Source organism: Roseateles flavus, assembly GCF_039872765.1.
GTDB lineage: Bacteria > Pseudomonadota > Gammaproteobacteria > Burkholderiales > Burkholderiaceae_C > Roseateles_B > Roseateles_B flavus.
Genome location: NZ_JBDPZC010000002.1, coordinates 420202 through 442746, shown reverse-complemented (window position 1 = coordinate 442746; position 22545 = coordinate 420202). Strand labels below are relative to the sequence as shown.

General features: G+C 69.8%; 17 protein-coding genes. 7 read left to right on the top strand and 10 right to left on the bottom strand.

Annotation, left to right across the window (positions count from 1 at the left end):
- Positions 1-6: 6 nt before the first annotated feature.
- The 4 genes from ABDJ40_RS07645 to ABDJ40_RS07630 all read right to left on the bottom strand — a co-directional run bounded on the left by ABDJ40_RS07645 (position 7) and on the right by ABDJ40_RS07630 (position 6426).
- On the bottom strand, positions 7-4254 hold the full coding sequence (locus ABDJ40_RS07645; RefSeq protein WP_347608346.1) for a trypsin-like peptidase domain-containing protein: 4248 nt from the start codon (positions 4252-4254) through the stop codon (positions 7-9).
- A gap of 3 nt (positions 4255-4257) precedes the next feature.
- Positions 4258-4563, bottom strand: coding sequence for a hypothetical protein (locus ABDJ40_RS07640; RefSeq protein WP_269633677.1), 306 nt, complete (start codon positions 4561-4563; stop codon positions 4258-4260).
- A 185-nt stretch (positions 4564-4748) separates the two neighbouring features.
- Positions 4749-5705, bottom strand: a complete 957-nt coding sequence (locus ABDJ40_RS07635) for an AfsR/SARP family transcriptional regulator (RefSeq protein ID WP_347608342.1) — start codon at positions 5703-5705, stop codon at positions 4749-4751.
- A 199-nt stretch (positions 5706-5904) separates the two neighbouring features.
- A complete protein-coding gene (locus tag ABDJ40_RS07630) occupies positions 5905-6426 on the bottom strand; it encodes an FKBP-type peptidyl-prolyl cis-trans isomerase (protein ID WP_347608339.1) in 522 nt (173 codons plus the stop codon).
- A gap of 55 nt (positions 6427-6481) precedes the next feature.
- Here ABDJ40_RS07630 and ABDJ40_RS07625 point away from each other — a divergent pair, with 55 nt between their 5' ends.
- Together ABDJ40_RS07625 and ABDJ40_RS07620 are read left to right on the top strand one after the other, a co-directional pair.
- On the top strand, positions 6482-7615 hold the full coding sequence (locus ABDJ40_RS07625; RefSeq protein WP_347608336.1) for a JmjC domain-containing protein: 1134 nt from the start codon (positions 6482-6484) through the stop codon (positions 7613-7615).
- Between the two features lie 42 nt (positions 7616-7657).
- A complete protein-coding gene (locus ABDJ40_RS07620; protein WP_347608333.1) occupies positions 7658-8185 on the top strand; it encodes a hypothetical protein in 528 nt (175 codons plus the stop codon).
- Between the two features lie 900 nt (positions 8186-9085).
- On the opposite strand, the gene bamC is transcribed toward ABDJ40_RS07620, so the two are convergent.
- The 6 genes from bamC to ABDJ40_RS07590 form a co-directional block, all read right to left on the bottom strand.
- Positions 9086-10240: an NlpB/DapX family lipoprotein gene (gene bamC / locus ABDJ40_RS07615; RefSeq protein WP_430765609.1), complete on the bottom strand. Its 1155-nt coding sequence runs from the start codon at positions 10238-10240 to the stop codon at positions 9086-9088.
- A 74-nt stretch (positions 10241-10314) separates the two neighbouring features.
- The gene (gene dapA, locus ABDJ40_RS07610) at positions 10315-11196 is read right to left on the bottom strand and encodes a 4-hydroxy-tetrahydrodipicolinate synthase (protein ID WP_347608327.1); all 882 of its coding nucleotides are present in this window, start codon (positions 11194-11196) and stop codon (positions 10315-10317) included.
- Positions 11197-11257: 61 nt separating this feature from the next.
- Complete coding sequence (locus tag ABDJ40_RS07605) at positions 11258-11818, bottom strand: class I SAM-dependent methyltransferase (RefSeq protein WP_430765614.1); 561 nt, start codon at positions 11816-11818, stop codon at positions 11258-11260.
- A 22-nt stretch (positions 11819-11840) separates the two neighbouring features.
- Entirely contained in the window at positions 11841-12635 is a 795-nt protein-coding gene (locus tag ABDJ40_RS07600) for an SDR family oxidoreductase (protein ID WP_269633668.1), read from the bottom strand.
- A gap of 230 nt (positions 12636-12865) precedes the next feature.
- Positions 12866-14095: an MFS transporter gene (locus ABDJ40_RS07595; RefSeq protein ID WP_347608320.1), complete on the bottom strand. Its 1230-nt coding sequence runs from the start codon at positions 14093-14095 to the stop codon at positions 12866-12868.
- A gap of 19 nt (positions 14096-14114) precedes the next feature.
- Positions 14115-15638 (bottom strand): amidohydrolase family protein, encoded by a 1524-nt coding sequence (locus ABDJ40_RS07590; RefSeq protein WP_347608317.1) that lies wholly within the window; start codon positions 15636-15638, stop codon positions 14115-14117.
- Positions 15639-15771: 133 nt separating this feature from the next.
- Between ABDJ40_RS07590 and ABDJ40_RS07585 the strand changes: the two genes are divergently transcribed.
- From ABDJ40_RS07585 to parC, 5 genes are read left to right on the top strand one after another with little or no spacing between them, the layout of a single operon-like run.
- Complete coding sequence (locus ABDJ40_RS07585) at positions 15772-17766, top strand: DNA topoisomerase IV subunit B (protein WP_347608314.1); 1995 nt, start codon at positions 15772-15774, stop codon at positions 17764-17766.
- Positions 17767-17821: 55 nt separating this feature from the next.
- Positions 17822-18874, top strand: coding sequence for a histone deacetylase family protein (locus ABDJ40_RS07580; RefSeq protein ID WP_347608311.1), 1053 nt, complete (start codon positions 17822-17824; stop codon positions 18872-18874).
- A gap of 5 nt (positions 18875-18879) precedes the next feature.
- Positions 18880-19428, top strand: a complete 549-nt coding sequence (locus ABDJ40_RS07575; RefSeq protein ID WP_269633663.1) for a GNAT family N-acetyltransferase — start codon at positions 18880-18882, stop codon at positions 19426-19428.
- Positions 19425-20117 carry a lytic transglycosylase domain-containing protein gene (locus tag ABDJ40_RS07570; RefSeq protein WP_347608307.1) on the top strand — a complete coding sequence of 231 codons (693 nt, stop codon included), beginning with the start codon at positions 19425-19427 and terminating at the stop codon, positions 20115-20117. The genes ABDJ40_RS07575 and ABDJ40_RS07570 overlap by 4 nt, the downstream gene beginning before the upstream one ends.
- 36 nt (positions 20118-20153) lie before the next feature.
- On the top strand, positions 20154-22520 hold the full coding sequence (gene parC / locus ABDJ40_RS07565) for a DNA topoisomerase IV subunit A (RefSeq protein WP_347608304.1): 2367 nt from the start codon (positions 20154-20156) through the stop codon (positions 22518-22520).
- The last annotated feature ends 25 nt before the right edge of the window (positions 22521-22545 follow it).

The window sequence follows — 22545 nt, the reverse complement described above, 5'->3', positions numbered from 1 at the left end:
GGGGCTTCAGCTCAGCACGCCGAAGCCGGCGATGGCGGCGCGCTGCTGGCCGTGGCTGGGCCGGATGGTGCGTTCCATGACGCCTGACTGCGCCGGCCCGCCCGCGCCCCAGGTGTTGCCCTCGATGGTGTGCAGGGTGCCGTTGTCCTCCACGGCCACCACGATGCCCACATGCGTCTCGTGGCCGTGGGCGCCCTTGAAGTAGAGGTCGCCGGGCTGGGCGCGGTAGTCGCGGGCGGGGTCGTAGGGCCGGCTGGCGTCCAGCAGCTGGAACTTGCCGGCGCTCTCGAACTGCTGGCGCAGCCGCGAGGCGCTGGCGCTGCCGTTGACGCCGCGGTAGCCGGCCTGACGCAGCATGGTGGTGGCGAAGGCGGCGCAGTAGGCCGGGTTGGCCTGGCCTTGCGCGGCGCCCACCCCGCATTCCTGCAGGTACATCACGATGCGGCCTTCGCTGTCGGAGTTGATGGTGGGGTCCTGGCCCGATTCGCCGGCGCGAGGGTTGGCCTCCTCGCGCACGCCCAGCTCGCGGGCCGCCACCTCCAGCAGGGCCTTGCGCATGCCGCTGGTCGCGCCCAGGGCGTTGCGCAGGGTCTGCGAGGGGGCCGTGGGGGCGGCGGTGCGGGCCATGAAGGCCAGGGCGCCGCTGAGCTCCTGGGCCGGCATCTGCGCCTGCAGCAGGCGCGGATCCTCTTCCTCCACGGCCAGGCTGAAGGTGCTGGCCTGCGTCCATTCGCCGCTGATGTTGTGGCGGCCGTTGCCGAAGAGGTGGACCTCCTGGTGGGCCAGCACATCGGAACCGACGGCGCGGGTGAAGCGGTAGTCGAAGCGCACGCGGATGGCCGCGAAGCTGGGCGACTGGCGCGGGTAGACGATGGCGTCGTCCATGATGCGGGCGTGCACCTGCAGGCCCCAGCCCACGGCGTCGTTGCTGCGCGAGAGGGCGATCTGCACATTGCCCAGCGAGCGGCCGTTGAACTGCCAGCGGATCTCGAAGCCGGCGGAGATCTCGTCGCCCAGGTAGTTGCTGACCTTGGGCCAGCCGGTCAGGCGGATCACCGGCGCGTCCTGGAAGGGCGCTGGGTTGGCGGGCGCCTGGTCGCCGGGATGCTTGAGGCCGCGCAGCTGGTCCAGCTCGACGTTGATGTCGCCCTGGTTGCTGCTGAGGCGCTCCATGGCGGCACCGGCGATGGCGCTGGCGATCTCGACGGCCGCGGCCGGTGCGGCCTGTGCCTCGTCCCAGCCCAGGGGCTGCTGCATCTGCGGGGCCGGGGGCGGGGCGAGGTGCAGCTCGCGCTGGGGCGGGGCCGTGGCCGCCGGCTCCTGGGCAGCGAGACTCTGTGCCTCGATCACCTCCTGAGCCAGGATGGCCGCCACCCGCGGGTGGAAGCGCTCGCTGAAGTGCGGCAGGATGCTGGCCGCGCCGCCATGGCTGTTGACGTAGTCCGTGACCTTGCGCTGCAGGCTCTGCCACAGGTGGTTGGCGCCGGCCCAGACCACGGTCTCGGCGATGCCGTCGGTGGCGCGGTCCGCGGCGCGGGTGAAGAAGATGAAGCCGTCGCCGTCCGGCCGGATGCCGAATTCACGATGCCCGCTGACCGGATGGTCGCCGGACCACGGCGCATGGATGGTGGTGAAGCGCCAGCGCCGGGCCTCGGCCAGGCTGCAGACCACGCTGGCGTTGTCGGGGCCCAGGATGTCGATCTTCAGCACCGCGCCGAAGGGGCTGTTGGAGCTCCACAGCGTGGCGTCGCTGGCGTCGTAGGGGATGAATTCCGAGTTGCGGGTGTCGACGTACTGGTTGATGTTCTTGCGGATCTCCGCCACCAGCGATTCCGGCGTCGCCCCGCTGGGCAGGCGGCTGATGCGCACCTCGTAGCGGTCCAGGTTCAGCGCGCCGTGGGCGTCGGCAAAGCGCTGGATGCGCATGTTGCGGGCCGCCAGCGGCGCCGTGAGGCTGCTGGGCGCGGTCCAGGTGTAGAGGTCGCGCCAGGCGGGCAGATGGCGCTGCAGGCGGGTGACGTCGTCGCTGTCGATGATCAGGGCCTCGGCGGATTGAGCCTCGCTGACGTGGTTGGGCTCCTCGCCGCCTTCCGCCTCAAAGCTCACGCTGACGCCCATGTCGCGGGCGCGGTCGCGGATCCACTGCACCTTGGCGCGGGTGAGGCGCACGCCGGAGTTGGTGGTGCCGTCACGCGGGCCGGCGTTGACGCCCACCACATGCACCCGCGGGAAGGCGCCGCCCTCGATCCAGTAGACCGGCGAGCCGCTGGAGCCGGCGAGCTCCTGCACGTCGTAGTGCATGACCTCGTCGGTGATCTCGCGCACATAGCCGCGGTGCACGTGCTGCTTGTCGGGGTTGAGCACGGCGTTGACGATGGTGCCGACCGGATCGTCACGCCGGGAGCGGGCCGAGTAGCCGCAGACGGCCACGCCCTCGGGCCGGCTCTGGGTCAGCTCCTCGACGGGCGAGAGGAAGCCGCCGGGCGCATTGCGCGGGGCCAGGACCACGGCGAAGTCGAAGTCGCGGCTGCCGCGGCTGTAGCTGGGGTGGGCGCGCCAGGTCGTGGTCTCGAAACGGCCGAAGGGCTCGCTGCCTGCGCCATCGCCCACCTTGCCGGGGATGATGACGAGCTTGGTGCAGCCGTTCACCACATGCGCATTGGTCAGCAGCAGGCGCTGCGCGATGAAGAAGGCCGTGGCCTTGCCGATCATGCGCTCGCCGTTGTAGCAGAGCACCTGGCAGATGGCGCTGTGGGGCAGGGCGCGGGTGTCGTCCACGCCGGCGATCCAGCGTACGGTGTCGGCGAAGAGGCGGATCTGGTCGCCCAGGGTGCCGTTGTAGGCCTTGAGCAGCACCTCCTGGGGCTCGACCCAGCCCTGGGGCTGGACGGCCTGCTCGGGCTTCTGCGCGGCGTACGGTGCGCCGGCCTCGGGGCTGTCCTCGTCCAGCGCGAACTGGATGCCCAGGGGCACATCCTCGGCCTTGAGATGGCCCACATAGCCCAGGCGGCCCTGCGCGAAGCGGGCGACGGCCTCGGGCGTGCTCTGCGAGGCCGGGCTGCTCAGCAGGCTGATGCCGGCACGCTGGTAGGCCTCCAGCACCAGCTGCGAGCAGTAGACGGCATGCGCCTGCTGGCGCGGCACGCTCAGCAGGCGGCTGATGGCATCGACCACCGCACCCGTCACCGGCGCCACGATGGCCACGCCGCGCTGCACGATGCCGGGGTAGTTGTAGGGCTGGTCCTTGAACTGGCGGGCCTCGCGCAGCACGCGGTCGCGCTGGGTGGCCGAGAGATTGGGCACGCGGTAGGCCACGGCCAGGATGGCGTCGGCGATGGCGGCTTCAAGCTGCACCTCGCGCACGCCCGAGCCCACGGCCTCGATGACTCGGCCGCCGCCCAGGTACAGCATCACATGGCTGACCGGCGACAGCGTGCCCAGGCGGATGGCCCGCGAGACCCAGGCCCGCGTGGTGCTGACGATGATGTCACCGGCCTGCAGCGCATCCAGGCCGATGGAGCGGCCGCCGGCGCCGGGGTCCAGGGGGATGTCCATGGCCTGGGTGTCGGGGGACTGGCTGGCGGGCTGCTCGCCCGTGTCCTTCTGGCGATAGGCCTGCACGCCTTCGTCCGACTGCGCGGCGGGGAAGGGGCCGAAGCCGTCGTCATAGTCCAGGCCGGCGGCAACCGGGGTGGCGGTGCCGGCAGGGGCGGCCGCGCCATTCGCTGCAGCGGGGCGTGCGGCGCTCGGGGCGGCGGCCGGCGCAGGCGCGGTGGCCGGGCGAGCGGCCGTACTGTCCCCGCCCCATTCGAGGCTGGGGTCGCGGCCCGTGGCGGCCTGGCCGTAGGAGCTGCCGTTGAAGGCCCCGACGGACCGGCGCAGGCCGCGCTCGCTCAGTCCGCTGAGGGAGACGTACATGTTCCCGCTCTGCGGCAGCTGCACGAAGTCCGGCTGCTGGGGCGTGCCGTCCTTGTAGGTGGCCAGGCCGAAGTAGAGCTTGGGCTGGCCCACGAAGTTGGCCAGCACGTCCTGGGGCAGGAGGTAGACGGCCTCGCCGCGGCGCGCGCGCAGCACGCCCTGGGCCCGGCTGGAGTAGAAGTTGCGCCGGCCGCGCCGGCCGCGGGCGTCCGCGCGGAACAGGGCGGGGTCGGTGGCCACGGCCACTTCGAACAAGGGACTCTCCGTGCGGATGGTGAAGCCCAGCACGCTGAAGCGGTCATCCACCTGGTCTCGATTGGCCTGAATGCGTGGCATCGCTCACTCCTTGGGTCGCTGCTCGGGGGGCTCGTCCTCGTCGAAGACTTGCTCCCAGAATCGGTTGGGGGCCTCGATGCCGAGGGTCCGCAGGTGCCGGTCCATGAAGCTGGGCACTGCGTTCAGCTCACGGAAGAAGGCCCGCTCGCCGCTCTCGACATGCTCGATGGACCCCCGCCAGTCACGCACGCCACGCGCCGGTTGATCGCCGTGCTCGCACCACACCCTCACGATGAAGGCGGCGCTGCGGTCGTTGATCAAGGCCATGGCGTTGGGGCGCTGGTAGGGGCGCAATGTGGGCGAGCTCATCTTGCGACCCGGCGCATCACCGCCGCATCACGGCGCCATCACACGGCCATCACAGGAGGGGGCGAGGGATGTGATGGGGCAGTGATCTGTGGGGCGGGACGGGCGCACAGGGCCAGGCGCTGCGGCCCCGGGGGTGGGGCTGCAGGCTCAGGCGGCGAGCCAGGGGGGAGGGGGCGGCAGGGGGGTCAGTGGCCGAAGTCCAGCTGCGTCTGCAGATGGGCGTCGGCCTGGGCCAGGTGCCAGCGGGCCTGGAGCAGGGCCTCGTTCCAGGGCATCAAAGCCTGGAGGTTCACCGGGCGTTCGCCCGGCGGCAGGGCCGTGACGGGCGTCAGCAGGGGCGCGTCGGGAGCCGTCGCCGCGGGGCGGGTGGCCTCGCGGGCGATCTCCTGGTAGAGCGCCAGGGTCTCCGCCATGGGAGCGATGGCGAGCTCGCGCCGGAGCGCGGCACGGCAGCGCTCGAACTGGGTCAGGGCCAGGGCGCGCTGGCCGGCGGCCAGGTGGCAGCGCATGAGCTCGCGGTGGATGTCCTCGCGCAGGGCGTCCATGTCCAGCATGGCCTCGCCGTGCTGGATGGCGTCCTGCCACTGGCCCTGCAGGCTGCTGAGGTGCATCAGCCGTGCCAGGGCGCCCAGCTGCATGCGCCGGTGGCGCTCGCGCAGGCGCAGGGCCCAGTCGTCCTGGTAGCCGGCCAGCACGTCCCCACGGTAGAGCTGCACGGCCTCGCGCAGGGCGTACACGTCTCCCGTCTCCAGGTGCTCCACCGGCTTGGCCAGGGGCTTCTCGACCAGGGCCAGATAGCGTTCCAGATCGGACTGCACCTGCACATGGCGGGCGATGCGCACGCCGCCCTGGCGGTCGGTCTCGATGATGGCGCCGCTGGCCAGGGGCGGCTGCTCCAGGGCCCGGCGCAGGCGCCACAGCAGGGTGTTGAAGCAGGCGGGGCTGGCCGATTCCGGCCCGCCGCCCCACAGCTCGCGGCACAGCTCGCCGCGGTTCAGGGCCTGGCCCCGGCCCAGGGCGAGCAAGGCCAGCAGGCCGCCCAGGCGCCCGCTGAGGGCGAGGCTTCGCTGCGGGGCCCAGTGGCCGGTGTGCAGGCTGACGCTGTAGGCGCCGAACAGTTCCAGGCGTAGCTGAACGTCCATATCGCTCCGGTGGCGCCTGCCTGCGCTGGCGCGCGTGAGAACCGCTGGGCTGGCGATCTTTGCACAACTGCTCAGCTGAGCAGCCCCCCACTGTCAGAACTAGCAGGGTCGAAGTTAGGGATTTCCAAGACGGTCCGACTGCCGCCTAGAAAGCAAAAAGGGCTGCACGAGGCAGCCCGCATTGGCGAGGCGCGGGGCCTCAGTGCAGCGCTTCCCCGGGAGGCGCGCCGTTGACGACGCTGAAGACCGCCTCGCCGACGGAGCCGGCCTCGATCTCTTCCTCGGTGGCTTCACGGACGTCGCGCACGCGCAGGTGCATGCGCAAGCCCACGCCGGCGAGCGGGTGATTGCCGTCCAGCACCACGTGCTCCGGGTAGACCTCGGTGACGGTGTAGATCAGCTCCTGCGGCATGTCCTCGGTGGCCGCGCCCTCGGGCATGCCTTCGAACTGCATGCCGACGTCGACGTTCTCGGGCATCACGCTGCGGGCCTCGAAGCAGACGAGCTTGGCGTCGTAGTCGCCGAAGGCATGTTCCGGGTCCAGGGCCACGCTGGCCTCGAAGCCGGCTTCCTGGCCGGCAATGGCTTCCTCGACCTTGGCAAAGAGGTCGTCGCCGCCGAAGAAGAACTCCAGCGGTTCGGCCAGTTCATCGATCAGCTGGCCTTGGGCATCTTCCAGTCTCCAGCTCAGGGAGACGACGCAGGGGGCGGTGATTTGCATGGCACGATTGTCCCACGGCAAGAGACCCGGTCCGCCGCGCGGCGACAATGGCCGGATGAACACAAGCCTCAAGACCCCGCTGCTGGGCGGCCAGAGCCCGGACCAATTCATGCGCAAATACTGGCAGCGCAAGCCCCTGCTGGTGCGCCAGGCCCTGCCGGGCATCCAGCCGCCCGCCACTCGCAGCGAGCTCGCCGCGCTGGCCGCCAGCGAGGACGTGGAGTCCCGCCTGGTCTCGCAGTTCCAGGGCAAGTGGGCCCTCAAGCAGGGCCCCGTGGCCAAGCTGCCGCCCTGGAGCAAGCCGGGCTGGACGCTGCTGGTGCAAGGCCTGGACCTGCATGTGCAGGCCGCGCACGAGCTGCTGGCGAAGTTCCGCTTCGTGCCCGAGGCGCGCCTGGACGACCTGATGATCTCCTACGCCACCGACGGCGGCGGCGTGGGCCCGCATTTCGATTCCTATGACGTCTTCCTGATCCAGGTCCATGGCAAGCGCCACTGGCGCATCGGCCGCCAGGGCCACGCGACGACGGGCGCGCTGCGTCCGGACGTGCCGGTCAAGTTGCTGGCGGACTTCGAGCCCGAGCAGGAGTTCACCCTGGAGCCGGGCGACATGCTCTACCTGCCGCCAGGCTGGGCGCACGACGGCATTGCCATCGGCGAATGCATGACCTGCTCGGTCGGCTTCCGCACTCCCTGGCGCGCCGAGCTGGCCCGCGAGCTGCTGCAGCGCCTGATGGACGATGAGTCCCAGGCCTATGCCAACAAGATGTACGCGGACCCGAAGCAGCCGGCCACCGAAAGCCCGGGCGCCATCCCCCAGCAGCTGCTGGACTTCTCCCGCGATGCCTGCGAACGCGCCCTGCGCGAGCCGCTGGCCCTGGAGCGCGCGCTGGGCGAGGCCCTCACCGAGCCCAAGCCCAAGGTCTTCTTCGAGATGGGCGACGCCCTGCCCGAGGGCGCCGCGGCGCAGCTGGACCGGCGCAGCCGCATGATGTATGACGCGGCCCATGTCTTCATCAACGGTGAGTCCTACCGCGCCGGTGGTCGTGATGCCAAACTGATGCGCCGGCTGGCCGATCAGCGCGCGCTCAGCGCCCGCGAGGTAGCCCAGCTGTCGGAGGGCGCGCGTGAGCTGCTGGACCAGTGGGCCGAGGACGGCTGGGTGCAGCCCGCGAGCGACCCGGCCTGAGCCCCTGGAACCGCCTGGCCCAATGACCTGAAGGAGCAGCCCATGGACGCCTCAAAGGACAGCCCCGATCCCGGCACGGCAGCGCCGTCCGTGCTGCTCGAGGGGCAGGCCGCCGTCGAGGCGGCCTTGCTGGAGCAGCTGCTGCAGGCCTGCCGCGACGGCGCGCCCCAGATCTGCTGCTTCGATGCGGACTTCCAGCACTGGCCACTCTCGAACCCCCAGCTGCTGGAGGCCCTGCGCCAGTGGGTGGGACCACGGCGGCGCCTGCGCCTGCTGGCGCGCGACTACCAGGCCATGGCCCGCCGCCATCCGCGTTTCGTGCAGTGGCGCCAGATCTACGGCCATGTGGTGGAGGCCCGCCAGCTCAGCGACGAAGGCCCGGTCGACCATCGCCGCCCGGTGGCCCTGCTGCTGGGGCAGGTGCCGCAGATGTGGCGGCTGATCGATGCGCGGCAGGGGCGGGCAGTGCTTGAAAGCGATGCCAGTGCGCATGGCGCCGCGCTCGAATGGTTTGATGCGGTCTCGCAACGTTCAGAAGAATCCTTTGCCGCCAGTACTTTGGGGCTTTAACTAGCGCCGAAAGCTGACGCTATAATTTCTGGCTAGGCGAGGGAAGCGCTCGAGGTTTCCACGTCTTGTTCTGCCGAGTTGCTCATGGGCGGAGTCGTTTCGGACGTTGGTGTCCTGGACGCAATCGTTTTGTGGCCGGCTCGAAGAATTACCGGTAATTGAATCTTCGTCTAATAGATCTTGAGGACAAGTATGAATAAGTCGATCCTGTTGGCTTCCCTGCTGGCTGCTGCTGCCCTGACCGCTTGCGGCAAGAAGGCTGAAGAAGCTGCTCCCGCTGCTGCCCCGGCTCCTGCCGCTGCCCCGGCTCCTGCTGCTTCGGAAGCTGCTTCGGCTCCCGCCATGGACGCTTCGGCTCCTGCCGCTGCTGACGCCGCTTCGGCTGCCGCCAGCAAGTAATCGGATCCCCGGTTCAGGAAAAACCGCCGTGCCGCAAGGCCGGCGGTTTTTTCTTGCCTGTACGTTTTTTTCCTGGCTTCGGGCGCAAGGCCTGGCCCCAGCAAGGCCTGACCCTCCGCAACGCAGCCTCGGGCGTGCCGTTGCCGTGCGTTGATGGCGCACCGGGCCGCGGCCCGGTGCGGTGCCATCGTCTCTCTGTACACCTGACTCGGTGTCGCTCCAGCGGGACTGCGGGTGTGCGCCTTTGCGCAGGCAAGAGGAGGAGGCCCGCGCAGCGGGCCGGGGGACACGGAGCAAAGGCGTGCGCCCGCAGTCCTGCGTCGCCTGCCCTGCGCAGGAGAGAAGTCAGGAACTGAGGACACTCCGCCGCTCCTGCCCGAAGACCTTGCTGCGGCTGCGGATCGCAAGCCTTCCAAGGAAGAGAAAAAGCCTCTGAGGCCGAAGCGCCCAGAGGCTTTGTCGTCTGTCCGGTCAATCAGATGGGGCGCCAGCCCCACCCCCTCACCGCAGGTCTTCCTGGAGGAGGGAGAGGATGCGCTTGGCGTTGTCGTCGGTCTGCCGCACGCCCTGGCTGTCGGTCACGCTCACCACGGTCTTGCCGCCCTCGCTCTTCACGAGCACGCGGTAGCGGTTGGCGGTGACGGTCTTGCCGAAGCCGAACAGTCGCGAGAAGAAGTTGGGCTCTTCCTTGCCGACCAGGTTGGGATCGGCGTAGCGCAGGAAGAACAGGCCCAGCTTGCGGTCGCGGTCCTCGACCGTGAAGCCATGGCGGTCCAGCGACTGCCCGACACGGCGCCAGGCGCGGTCGAAGTCCTCGTTGATGCTCAGGCTGGTCGGCACTTCCGACAGATTGCGGGCCGTCGGCTCCACGGCCAGCTTGGTCGTGCTGGCGCTGCCGGCATTGGCCTGCAGGGCTTCCTTGGCGTCCGCCTCGCGGCCGCCGAGCTTGAGCATCAGGCGGGAGAGCATCTCGCCTTCCAGCGATGGATCGGCCGCACGGGGCTGCCACACCGTCTGGTCGCGCTGCTGGCTGGTGTAGACCTCCTGCATGCCGCGGTGGTAGATGGTGATCTCGGTGCCGCCGTTGACGCGCTCGACGCGGGTGCGGTACTTGTCCCGCTCGCCGGTCGAATAGAGGTTGTCCAGGGCCTGGCCGATGGTGCGACGGATGAAGTCCAGCGGCAGCTTGGCGCGGTTCTCAGCCCAGTTGGTTTCCATCACGCCGACTTCGGCCTGCTCGCTGGCAATCTCGAAGCCCATGCCCATCCAGAAGCCGCGGATCTGCGGCCACAGCTGCTCAGGGGCGAGGCTGCTGCGCAGCACGCGCTGGCCGTTGACGCGCTCCAGCTTGATGTCGCCCACCGCGTTGAGCGCCACGTTGGTGGCGGCTGCGGTGCCTGCGTTGCGGGGGGAGGCCTTCTGGCTGGCCATTTCGGAGGCCGTCACCACGCCGCCGCTGTTGCGGCGTTCCTGGTTCAGCTGGGTCAGGTCCGGAGGCACGTCCAGGCCACTCGTCTGCCTGGCGCCGGTGCGGTAGTCGACCTTGTCGGTGCCGATCATGCCTTCGATGGAACTGCAGGCCGTCAGCGAGGTCAACGAGGCCAGGACAAGACCGGAGGCCAGGCCCTTGGCCGGGGCAGAAAGAGAACGAGTCACGCTAGACATCTCCAAGAGAACACGGGCGGTGTTGTACCGCAGATTTGACACAAATCCGCGGCTCACACCTCAAATCACAGCAGGCCGCCTTCGTGCAGGGCCTGTTCGACGCTGGCCTGGCCCGCCGCGGTCAGCGGGGTGATGGGCAGGCGCAGCGCGGCCTTGCAGCGGCCCAGGCGTTCCAGCGCCCACTTGGTGGGAGCCGGGCTGGGTTCGCAGAACAGCTGCTTGTGCAGGCTCAGCAGCTGGAAGTGGATGCGGGTGGCTTCCTTGACGTCGCCGGCCAGGGCGGCCTTGCACAGCTGGTGCATGGCGCGTGGCGCGACGTTGGCCGTCACGCTCACATTGCCATGGCCGCCCAGCAGTATCAGGGCGATGGCCGTGCCGTCGTCGCCCGAATAGATGTGGAAGCCCTTGGGGGCGTTCTTCACCAGGTAGGCGGCGCGCTCGATGTTGCCGCTGGCTTCCTTGACGCCGAAGACGCCGGGCAGGCTGGCGCAGCGCAGGGCGGTCTCCGGGCTCATGTCTGCCACGGTCCGGCCGGGCACGTTGTAGAGCATCATGGGGATGTCCACGGCCTCGGCGATCGCCTTGTAGTGCTGGTAGATGCCTTCCTGCGAGGGCTTGTTGTAGTAGGGCACGACCGACAGCGTGCAGTCGGCGCCCACCGATTTGGCGTAGCGGCTGAGGTTGATCGCCTCGGCCGTGCTGTTGGCGCCGGTGCCGGCCATGATGGGCACGCGGCGGGCGGCGTGCTCGACGGCCACGCGGATGATCTCGCAGTGTTCGTCGACCGTCACCGTGGGCGATTCGCCCGTGGTGCCGACCACGCCGATGCAGTCAGTGCCTTCGGCGATGTGCCAGTCAATCAGGCGACGCAGGGCGTCGTAGTCGACGCTGCCGTCGTCCTGCATCGGGGTCACCAGCGCCACGATGCTGCCAAGAATCGGTTTCATGAGGGTTCCTCGTAATCAGCGGATTCTACTGAAGCGCCGGATGGGTCTGGCCGGTCCGGCTTCAGGGTAAGTGATAGCGGGCCTGCGGGTCGCCCGGCGTTCGCTCGCGAACGGCGGCAACGCGCTGGATCTGGCGTGGGTTGACGCCGGCGCCATCGCCATCGGCGAAGCCGTCTTCGTAGGCCACGATGCGCAGGCCCCGGGCCGCTTCGAGCAGCTCGCCATGGCGCAGCAGGAAGTCCGGGCGCGAGGGCCGGCCCAGCAGCTGATGGCCCTCGGCAAAGGTCTCGTAGACCAGCCAGCCGCCCGGCGCCACCGCCTCGATGAGGCGCGGCAGCAGGGGGCGCCACAGGTAGTTCGTCACCAGCACGAGGTCGAAGCGGCGATCGGCCAGGGGCCAGGGCGCGCCTTCGAGGTCGGCCACGAGCAGCTCGGCGCCGCTGTCCTGCAGGGCGGCCAGGGCCCGGGCGTCACGGTCCACGGCGCAGACCTGGAGGCCGCGCCCGCGCAGCCAGCGCACATGCCGGCCGCTGCCGCAGGCCAGGTCCAGCGCGGTCTGGCCGGCGCCGAAATGGCGCTGCCAGCGCAGGAGCCAGGGGGAGGGCGCAGCCGTGGGGGTCAGGTCTTGCATGGCAGGTCGCAGCTCAGTGCTGCCTGTTGAGGGCCTTGAGCGCCAGGCGGTCGACCACGCCGGGCGCGATCAGCTTGAGCCAGCGGCCCAGACGGCCCTTGGCGCTCATGACGATGTCGCGCTCGCGCTGCAGCGTGCCGTCCAGGATGAGCCGTGCGCAGGTGTCCACGCCCATCGCCCCGCGCTCGTCCAGGCCGCTGCGGCCCGCGGGCTGGCCATTGGCGCCGAAGCCCCGGTAGCGGATCTCGGTGGCGACCACGCCCGGATAGGCGATGGTCACGGACACGCCGGCCGGCGCCATCTCCACCCGCAGGGCCTCGAAGAAGCCGGTCATTGCGAACTTGGTGGCACTGTAGGCGGTGCGGCCCGGCACGCCCACCAGACCGGCGAGGCTGGACACCGCCACCAGCCGCCCCTGGCTGGCCTTGAGCCAGGGCAGGGCTGCATGACTGCACCAGACGGCGCTCCAGTGGTTGACGCGCATCAGCTGCTCGTACCAGGCCAGGTCCTGGACCTCCTCCAGCAGCGCATGGGCCGACATGCCTGCGTTGTTGACCAGCACATCGATGCCGCCGAAGGCCTCCGTAGCGGCCCGGATCAGGCCCTGACAGGCAGCCTGCTCCGCGAGATCGGCGGCATGCACGCGCACGGTGGCGCCGAGCGCCTCGCAGTGCGCCGCCACGGCCTGCAGCTTGGGCAGCTGGCGGCCGCTGAGCACCAGCTTCAGTCCCTGGCCCTGGCGCGCGGCCCATTGCCGGGCCAGTTCGGCGCCGATGCCATCGGAAGCGCCGGTGATGATGACGATCATGAAGGGTCCTGCAGAGGTGGGAGCTGCCCGGAAATGGGCGGCACCGGGCGCATGCCCGGCCTCAGAAACAGCTCAGCAGCTGGTTGCCCAGCTGCAGCATCAGGGTCGGGTCCTGGTAGGCCGCGAAGGCCAGCAGCAGCGCGAGCGCGATCATGCCTCGCGTCAGCCAAATGCGCCAGAGACGCCCGTTGCGCCAGGGAGGCCGGGGCAAGACCTGTCCCCTCATGGCGTCACGCCGGCAGCGGCTGGCGCGCGATGGCCTGCTCGCGCACCGGCAGGTTGACCAGGGCCGCCATCACGCCCAGGGCGATGGCGAGCAGCCAGACGACGTCGTAGCTGCCCGTGGCGTCGTAGAGCTTGCCACCCAGCCAGACGCCCATGAAGCTGCCGATCTGGTGGCTGAAGAAGACGAAGCCGCCCAGCATGGACAGGTGCTGCGGCCCGAAGATCTGCAGCACCACGGCATTGGTGGGCGGCACGGTGGACAGCCACAGGAAGCCCATCACCGCTGAGAAGATCCACACGCTGGGCGCGCTCAGCGGCACCAGCAGGAAGACCGTGATGGTCACCGCCCGCAGCGCGTAGATGGCCGAGAGCAGGTAGCGCTTGGGATAGCGCTGGCCCATCAGGCCGGCGGTGTAGGTGCCGAAGATGTTGAAGAGCCCGATCAGGGCCAGCGAGGTGGTGGCCAGGCCCGGCTCCAGGCCGTGGTCCTTCAGGTAGCTGGGCATGTGGACCGCGATGAACACCACCTGGAAGCCGCAGACGAAGTAGCCCAGCATCAGCAGCTGGAAGCTGCGATAGCCGAAGGCCTCGCGCAAGGCCTGGCCGATGCTCTGGTGGGGCCCGGCATGCGCGGGCCGCGGGCCCTTCTCGCGCAGGCCCAGGGCCAGGGGGATGATCAGCAGGGCCGCGCCGGCCAGCACCCACAGGGCCTGCTGCCAGCCCATGCCGGCGATCAGGTGGCTCTCCAGCGGGATCATGCAGAACTGGCCGAAGGAACCGGCCGCCGCTGCCACGCCAAAGGCCCAGGAGCGCTTCTCGGGGCTCACCGCCCGGCCCAGCACGCCGTAGATCACCGCGTACGTGGTGGCCGACTGCGCCATGCCGATCAGCAGGCCGGCGCTGCCGGTGAAGGCCAGGCCCGACTGAGAGACCGACATCAGCACCAGGCCCAGGGCGTACAGCAGGGCGCCGATCACCAGGGCCTTCCAGGCCCCGAAGCGGTCGGCCAGCATGCCGGCGATGGGGCCGGCCGCACCCCAGGCGAGGTTCTGCACGGCCAGGGCGAAGGCGAAGGTCTCGCGCGGCCAGCCCCGCTCCACGGTGATGGGCTGCAGCCAGAGGCCGAAGCCGTGGCGTATGCCCATCGAAAGGGTCACGATGAGGGCCCCGCACAGCAGGACCTGCTGCACGGATGGGGAACGCGAGGGGAGACCGGGATGGGGCGGGTACTGCATCCGCCGCACTGTAGCGGGCTCAGCGGCGCTTCGCTGTCCCCTGGCGGACTGCCGCAGCGCCGCGTGGGGACTTCCCGGCGGCGCTGCCGGCGCTGGTCTTGCGCGCCGTGGCGGCGGTCTTGCTGCCGCCCTTGCCGCCGGCCTTGGCCGTGCCTGCCTTCTTGCCCTTGGCGGGCTTGGCGGCCTTGGCCGCCACGGCGGTGGCCTCCGTGCTGGCGTCGCTGGCCTCGGCCACGCTGTCCAGCTGGGTCAGGAGCCGGCCCTGCTTGATGCGCATGAGCGGCTTGTCCAGCGTGTGCAGATCGTCCAGGGGATTGCTCACCAGCACCAGGAAGCTGGCTTCGCAGCCCTCGTCGAAGCAGGCCAGGCGGCGCTTGGGGAAGAGGGCGCGCGGCGTGCTGATGCTGGCCATCTTCAGCAGCTCGGCCGGGCTGAAGACCTCCAGGCCGGCCAGGTGGTGGACCTCGGCCAGCGAGGTGCCGGGGAAGTTGTCCGAGCCCAGCAGCAGCTGCGCGCCGGCGGCCTTGAGCAGGCGCAGGTTCTCGGCCAGCACGGCGCGCTGGGCCTGGCGTTGCTCCTCGCTCATGGGGAAGAGGGTGTTGGCCACCGTGGCCGTCAGCACCTGGGTCTTCTGGCTGGCGGCGCGGGCGGCGGTGGCCTCGTCCAGGCGGAAGCGCTCGGGGCCGTCGCCAAAGTTCGCGAAGTAGCCGGGCACGTGGCCGATCTGGTCGACGCCGGCCTCGAGGGCGGCACGGAAGTCGGAGGCGGTCTCCACATGAGCGCTGACCGGCAGCCTGTCCTTGTGCGCCAGTCGCACGAGGGCGGCAGCGGTCTCGGGGCTGAGCCCCAGGCGGCCCAGGGCGGCCGGGTCGCCGCGCAGCTCGGGCCGGTCGCTGTAGGCCAGGATGATCTTGAGCCAGTCGGTCTTGCGTGGCGCCACCAGGGGCCACTTCTGCTGGGCCTGCTCCGGCGTATCGACCAGCAGCAGCTGCCGGTCCGCGAAGTCGCTGACCTGGCGCGGTGCCTGGCCCTCGGCGACGGGCTGGGCCAGCAGCGGGGCCAGCGGATGGCCGTCGGAGCTGGTGACGCAGGCGGTGGTGAAGCTCACGTCCACGCTGTCCGGCTGGTTCAGCAGGGGGCGGGCGCTGGCAATGCTGTCCGGGTCACCGCACTGCATGGCGGCATAGAAGACGCCGTCCTGCAGGTAGCGCTGGCCGAAGGTCTGCACCCCCCAGCCGCTTTGCAGATTGTGGTTGTTGGCCTCGGCCAGGGGCGGGATCAGGTACTGGTCCCGCAGCTCCAGGCGGCGGTGGATGCGCTTGGGGCGTGCCTTGGTGAACTTGCCGTCGACGACGTAGAGCGTGCCCTTCTGGAAGCCCTGGCCGTCGAACCAGCGGGCATTGTGCAGCTCCATGGCCAGCGGGGCGCTGGCCTTGAAAGGCTGGGACTGGCCGACCGTGGGCGCGGCGGCGGTCTGGGCCTGGGCGGCGGTGCCCAGGGCCAGGGAAGTCAGCAGGACAGAAATTCGCAGGACGTACAACAAGAGAGAAGGCCCCAGGCTTCAGCAAAGTGGCGGATGCTACGCCGGAAATAAGCCGCTCGGCTCAAGTCAGGCTTGGGGATTCCCCCGCCCGCCGTTGCCGGAGCCGGGCCGGCGCCTCCCTACAATCGCCGCCATGGCAAGCAAAGCAGTCTCCCCCGCGTCCGCCGCGCCCTCGGGCTATGGCGAGGCCTCGATCCGCGTTCTCAAGGGCCTGGAGCCCGTCAAGCAGCGCCCGGGCATGTACACCCGGACGGACAACCCCCTGCACATCATCCAGGAGGTGATCGACAATGCCGCCGACGAGGCCCTGGCCGGCCACGGCCGCCGCATCGACCTCACCCAGCACACCGACGGCTCCATCACCATCGAGGACGACGGCCGCGGCATCCCCTTCGGCCTGCACCCGGAAGAGGGCGTGCCCGTGGTCGAGATCGTCTTCACCCGCCTGCATGCCGGCGGCAAGTTCGACAAGGGCTCGGGCGGCGCCTACAGCTTCTCCGGCGGCCTGCATGGCGTGGGCGTCAGCGTGACCAATGCCCTGGCCAAGCGCCTGGAGGTGACGGTCTGGCGTGAGAAGCAGGTGGCACGCCTGGCCTTCGAGGCCGGCGACGTGGTCGAGCCCGTGACGGTCCGCCCCGCCGCCAGCGGCGACCGCAAGCAGGGCACGACGGTGCGCGTCTGGCCCGACGCCAAGTATTTCGAGAGTCCCGACCTGCCCAAGGCGGAGCTGGTGCACCTGCTGCGCTCCAAGGCCGTGCTGATGCCCGGCGTCACGGTGACGCTCAAGCAGGAAAAGACCGGCGAGGTCCAGACCTGGGCCTACAAGGGCGGCCTGCGTGACTACCTTATGCAGACGCTCAACAGCGATCCCCTGATCCCTCTGTTCGAAGGCGAGCAGTACGCCAGCAAGGCCGAGACCGAGAACTTCGCCGAGGGCGAGGGCGCCGCTTGGGTAGCGGCCTTCACCGAGGAAGGTGCGCCCTGGCGCGAGAGCTACGTCAACCTCATCCCCACCGTGGCCGGCGGCACGCACGAGTCCGGCCTGAAGGACGGCCTCTTCGGCGCGATCAAGAGCTTCATCGAGATGCACAGCCTGCTGCCCAAGGGCGTCAAGCTGATGCCGGACGACGTCTTCTCGCGCGCCAGCTTCGTGCTCTCGGCCAAGGTGCTGGACCCGCAGTTCCAGGGTCAGACCAAGGAGCGCCTGAACTCGCGGGACGCCCTGCGCCTGGTCTCCGCCTTCGTCAAGCCGCAGCTGGAGCTGTGGCTCAACCAGCATGTGGAGCACGGCAAGAAGCTGGCCGAGCTGGTCATCAAGCAGGCCCAGACCCGCCAGCGCGCCAGCCAGAAGGTCGAGAAGCGCAAGGGCTCCGGCGTGGCCGTGCTGCCCGGCAAGCTGACCGACTGCGAAAGCCGCGACCTCCTGCACAACGAGCTCTTCCTGGTGGAGGGCGACTCCGCCGGTGGCTCCGCCAAGATGGGCCGCAACAAGGAGACGCAGGCCATCCTGCCCCTGCGCGGCAAGGTGCTCAATGCCTGGGAGGTCGAGCGCGACCTGCTCTTCAAGAACAACGAGATCCACGACATCTCGGTGGCCATCGGCGTGGATCCGCACGGCCCCAACGACACGCCGGACCTCAGCAACCTGCGCTACGGCAAGGTCTGCATCCTGTCCGACGCCGACGTCGACGGCTCCCACATCCAGGTCCTGCTGCTGACGCTGTTCTTCCGCCACTTCCCCAAGCTGGTCGAGGCCGGGAACATCTACGTGGCGCGCCCGCCGCTGTTCCGGGTGGACGCGCCGGCCCGCGGCAAGAAGCCCGCCGCCAAGATCTATGCGCTGGACGAAGGCGAGCTGACCGCCACGCTGGACAAGCTCCGCAAGGAAGGCGCCCGCGAGAACAGCTGGACCATCAGCCGCTTCAAGGGCCTGGGCGAGATGAGCGCCGAGCAGCTCTGGGACACCACGCTGAACCCCGAGACGCGCCGCCTGATGCAGGTGGCCTACGGCATGTTCGACTTCGCCGCCACCGAGGGCGCCATCAACAAGCTGATGGGCAAGGGCGAGGCCGCCTCGCGCCGCGAGCTCATGGAGCTGCATGGCGACTCGGTCGAGGTCGACATCTGATCGATCGCCGGGCAAGACCTGACCCTCTGCCGTTCCAGCCATTTCGGGGATCCCCATGAAGATCGTCTACAACGAGCGCCACGCCGAGCATGCCGCGCAGAAGGAATTCTTCCGCGGCCAGCTGGTGGATGCCTTCGAGATCCCGGCCCGTGCCGATTACGTGCTGCAGGCCTTGCAGGCCAGCGATCTCGGGCCCTTCGTGCCCGTGGTCGACCACGGCCGAGCACCGCTGGAGCGGGTGCATGCGCCACGCTATCTGCGCTTCATCGAGGGCGCCTACGCCGAGTGGCAGGCGCTGGGCGGGCAGGGCGATGCCTTCCCGGCCGTGTGGCCCATCCGCAGCCTGCGCAGCGATGTGGAGCCGCGGAGCTTCGCGGCCCGCATGGGCTTGTACTCGATGGACAGCGGCTCCCCGTTGACCGCCGGCACCTGGTCCGCCGCCTACTGGGGCGCCCAGGCCAGCCTCACGGCGCTGGACCTGGTACTGGCCGGCGAACGCTCGGCCTACTGCCTGACCCGCCCGCCCGGCCACCATGCGGGTGCCGACTTCTTCGGCGGCTACTGCTTCATCAACAACGCCGCCGTCACCGCCCAGGCCGCGCGCGATGCGGGCAGGAAGCGCGTGGCCATCCTCGACGTGGACTACCACCACGGCAACGGCACGCAGGCCATCTTCTACGAGCGCGCCGACGTCTTCTTCCTCAGCATCCACGGCGATCCGCAGACCGAGTACCCCTTCTTCCTGGGCCATGCCGACGAGCGCGGCGCGGGCGCGGGCGAGGGCTTCAACGCCAACTGGCCGCTGCCCGCCGGCGCCAGCAACGAGCAGTGGTTCGAGGCCTTCGAGAAGGCCCTCGTGCAGCTCAATGCCTATGCGCCGGAGCTGCTGATCGTCTCGCTGGGCGTGGACACCTACGGCGGCGACCCCATCTCGCATTTCCAGCTGGACGAGCCCGAGTTCCGCCGCATGGGCCAGAGCCTGGCCTCGCTGCAGCTGCCCACGCTGTTCCTGCAGGAGGGCGGCTATGCCACCGCCGCCATCGGCCGCAATGTGCAAGCCGTGCTGGCCGGCTTCGAATCGACGGCCCAGGGCCAGCCCGGGGTCTGAACACCATGAACGGCCTGCCGCGCGTGCACCTGCGCCCCACCATGCTCTCGGACCTGGACTACGTCGTCTCGGTCGAGCAGGACGGGGCCAACCTGCCCTTCATCACGCCCTGGGAGCGCACCCAGCACGAGGGCGCGATCCGCTTCCCGGACTCGCGCCACTTCATCGTGGAATGGGGTCAGGACCTGCAAACCCAGGCCCAGCCGGCCGGCTACGTGATCCTCCAGGGCTGCCGCAACCCCAACCGTTCGGTGGAACTCAAGCGCCTGGTGCTGCAGCCCAAGGGCCAGGGCGTGGGCCGCGCATGCGTGCGCCTGCTGAAGCAGCTGGCCTTCCAGCAGCTGCATGCGCACCGCTTCTGGCTGGACGTCAAAGGCCTCAACACGCGCGCCCAGGCGCTCTACCTCAGCGAGGGCTTCGTCGAGGAGGGCCGGCTGCGCGAAAGCGTGCGGGTCAGCATCGAGGGCGCGGACGGCTATGACAGCCTGATCGTGATGTCCATGCTGGACCGCGAGTACCAGGCCCGCCGCGCCATGAACGAGGAATCCGCGTGAAGTGGCTGTCGGCCTTCGTGCTCCTGATGCTGGCCACGGCTGCGCAGGCGGAGCTGTGGGCCTATGTGGACAAGACGGGCGTCGCGCACTTCGCGGCCCAGCGCCTGGACGAGCGCTACCAGCCCGTGATGAGCCTGGGCGCGCGCCCGCAGCGGGTGCCGGGCAAGACCGACCACGGCCGCTCCCTGCTGACCTGGCTGGAGTTCGCGCCCGAGGTCAAGGCCGTGCAGCCCTATCTGCGCGAGGCCTCGCAGCAGACCGGCGTGGACACGGAGCTGCTCAAGGCCATGATCGCGGTGGAGAGCGGCTTCAAGGCCGACGTGGTGTCCCCGCGCGGCGCCACCGGCCTCATGCAGATCACCGCCCTTGCGGCCGAACAGTACGCCACCGCGGCAGAATCCCGCCAGCCCGTCGAGCAGCGCCTGCGCGAGCCGCGCAGCAACGTGCTGATCGGCGCCCGCATGCTGGCCGACCTGATCAAGCGCTACGGCCGCATCGACGCGGCCCTGGCCGCCTGGAACGCCGGCGAGTCGGCGGTCCGCAAGGCCGGGGGGCGCATGCCTCCCATCGACGAAACCCAGGCCCATGTGCAGATGGTGCTGGAGCTCTACTGGGCGCTGCTGCAGCGCAGCCAGAGCCAGCAGCTGCAGGGCATGCAATTCCACAGCGCGCCGGTCTCCCAGCAGTAGGCCCGCATCAGGCCCGCAGGCAAGGCGCCATTCCCCATGACGATGAACCAGAACTCCTTCGATTTCGACGACCCGCAATCGGCTCCCCAGCCCGCCCCCGGCGGCGGGGGCAGCGACGACGGCAACAGCCTGACCCTGGCCCACTATGCCGAGCGCGCCTACCTCGAGTACGCGCTCTCCGTGGTCAAGGGCCGCGCGCTGCCGGACGTGTGCGACGGCCAGAAGCCGGTGCAGCGCCGCATCCTGTATTCGATGGAGCGCATGGGCCTGTCCTTCACCACGGCCAGCGGCCCCAAGGCGGTGAAGAGCGCCCGCGTGGTCGGTGACGTGCTGGGCCGTTTCCACCCGCACGGCGACCAGGCCGCCTACGACGCCCTGGTGCGCATGGCCCAGGACTTCAGCCAGCGCTACCCGCTGATCGACGGCCAGGGCAACTTCGGCAGCCGTGACGGCGACGGCGCGGCGGCCATGCGGTACACGGAAGCCCGCCTGGCGCCCATCACCCGCCTGCTGCTGGACGAGATCGACGAAGGCACGGTGGACTTCGTGCCCAACTACGACGGTTCCACCCAGGAGCCCCGCCAGCTGCCCGCGCGCCTGCCCTTCGTGCTGCTCAACGGCGCGTCCGGCATTGCCGTGGGCCTGGCGACGGAAGTGCCCAGCCACAACCTGCGCGAGGTGGCGGCCGCGGCCGTGGCCCTGCTGAAGAACGAGAAGCTCAGCGACGAGGAGCTGTTCAGCCACCTGCCGGGCCCGGACTATCCCGGCGGCGGCCAGCTGATCTCCTCGCCCGAGGACATCCAGGCCGCCTACCGCAGCGGCCGCGGTTCGCTGAAGCTGCGCGCCCGCTGGAAGATCGAGGACCTGGCCCGCGGGCAGTGGCAGCTGGTGGTCACCGAGCTGCCGCATGGCACCTCCTCGCAGAAGGTGCTGGAGGAGATCGAGGAGCTGACCAACCCCAAGATCAAGGCCGGCAAGAAGGCCCTGACGGCGGACCAGCAGCAGCTCAAGGCCTCCATCCTGGCCGTGCTGGACGGCGTGCGCGATGAGTCCAGCAAGGACGCGCCGGTGCGCCTGGTGTTCGAGCCCAAGAGCCGCACGGTGGAGCAGCAGGAGCTCATCACCCAGCTGCTGGCCCACACCAGCCTGGAGACCAGCGCCTCGATCAACATGACCATGATCGGCGCCGACGGCCGGCCCACGCAGAAGAGCCTGCGCCAGATCCTCACCGAATGGCTGGGCTACCGCATGGCCACGGTCGAGCGCCGAACCCAGCACCGCCTGGACAAGGTGCTGGACCGCATCCACGTGCTGGAAGGCCGCCAGCTGGTGCTGCTGAACATCGACGAGGTGATCCGCATCATCCGCAACAGCGACGAGCCCAAGGCCGCGCTGATCGAACGCTTCAAGCTGTCCGACCGCCAGGCCGAGGACATCCTCGAAATCCGGCTGCGCCAGCTGGCGCGGCTCGAGGCCATCAAGATCGAGCAGGAGCTCAAGGCCCTGCGCGAGGAGCAGAACAAGCTGCAGGACATCCTGGACAACCCCAGCGTGCTCAAGCGCACCGTGGTCAAGGAGATCGAGGGCGACGCCAAGACCTACGGCGACGAGCGCCGCACCCTGATCCAGGAAGAGAAGAAGGCCGTGGCCGAGATCAAGGTGGTGGACGAGCCGGTCACGGTGGTCGTCTCCATGAAGGGCTGGGTGCGGGCGCTGAAGGGGCATGAGGTCGACCCGGCCGCGCTGTCCTTCAAGTCGGGCGACCAGCTCTACGGCACCTTCCCCTGCCGCAGCGTCGATCCCCTGATCGTCTTCGGCAGCAATGGCCGCGTGTACTCGGTGCCCGTTTCGGTCCTGCCGGGCGGTCGCGGCGACGGCCAGCCCATCACCACGCTGATCGAGCTGGAGAGCGGCACGCAGATCGTCCACTACTGGGCCGCCGCCACGGCGCAGCGCCTGGTGCTGGCCAATACGGGCGGCTTTGGCCTCATCGCGCAAGTGGGTGACCTGATCAGCCGCCAGAAGGCCGGCAAGACCTTCCTGAGCCTCGAAGGCGAGGAAAAGCCGCTGCCGCCCAGCCCCGTGCCGGGTGGCGAGGTGCTGGGGGTGCAGCTGGCCTGCCTCTCGCTGGGCGGCCGTCTGCTGACCTATGCGCTGGACGAACTCAAGCACCAGCCCAAGGGCGGCCGCGGCCTGACCCTCATGGAGCTGGAGGGCAAGGACCTGCTGCTGAGCGTGGCCGCCTTCACCCAGACCCTGCAGGTGCTGGGCTCGGGCCGCGGCGGCAAGCCCAAGGAGGAGCTGCTCAAGGGCGCCGGCCTGGCGGGCTACGCCGGCAAGCGCGCGCGCAAGGGCAAGCCGGTCGAGGGCCTGCAGAAGGTCGCCCGCGTGCTGGCGGGCTGATCCCAGGGGCTGGACAGGGATAATC

Coding starts and splice junctions, on each gene's coding strand:
- ABDJ40_RS07635 (WP_347608342.1), bottom strand. CDS start 5,705: ATGGACGTTCAGCTACGCCTGGAACTGTTCGGCGCCTACAGCGTCAGC.
- ABDJ40_RS07575 (WP_269633663.1), top strand. CDS start 18,880: ATGAACGGCCTGCCGCGCGTGCACCTGCGCCCCACCATGCTCTCGGAC.
- ABDJ40_RS07595 (WP_347608320.1), bottom strand. CDS start 14,095: ATGCAGTACCCGCCCCATCCCGGTCTCCCCTCGCGTTCCCCATCCGTG.
- dapA (WP_347608327.1), bottom strand. CDS start 11,196: ATGAAACCGATTCTTGGCAGCATCGTGGCGCTGGTGACCCCGATGCAG.
- parC (WP_347608304.1), top strand. CDS start 20,154: ATGACGATGAACCAGAACTCCTTCGATTTCGACGACCCGCAATCGGCT.
- ABDJ40_RS07585 (WP_347608314.1), top strand. CDS start 15,772: ATGGCAAGCAAAGCAGTCTCCCCCGCGTCCGCCGCGCCCTCGGGCTAT.
- ABDJ40_RS07620 (WP_347608333.1), top strand. CDS start 7,658: ATGGACGCCTCAAAGGACAGCCCCGATCCCGGCACGGCAGCGCCGTCC.
- ABDJ40_RS07630 (WP_347608339.1), bottom strand. CDS start 6,426: ATGCAAATCACCGCCCCCTGCGTCGTCTCCCTGAGCTGGAGACTGGAA.
- ABDJ40_RS07600 (WP_269633668.1), bottom strand. CDS start 12,635: ATGATCGTCATCATCACCGGCGCTTCCGATGGCATCGGCGCCGAACTG.
- ABDJ40_RS07580 (WP_347608311.1), top strand. CDS start 17,822: ATGAAGATCGTCTACAACGAGCGCCACGCCGAGCATGCCGCGCAGAAG.
- ABDJ40_RS07640 (WP_269633677.1), bottom strand. CDS start 4,563: ATGAGCTCGCCCACATTGCGCCCCTACCAGCGCCCCAACGCCATGGCC.
- ABDJ40_RS07645 (WP_347608346.1), bottom strand. CDS start 4,254: ATGCCACGCATTCAGGCCAATCGAGACCAGGTGGATGACCGCTTCAGC.
- ABDJ40_RS07625 (WP_347608336.1), top strand. CDS start 6,482: ATGAACACAAGCCTCAAGACCCCGCTGCTGGGCGGCCAGAGCCCGGAC.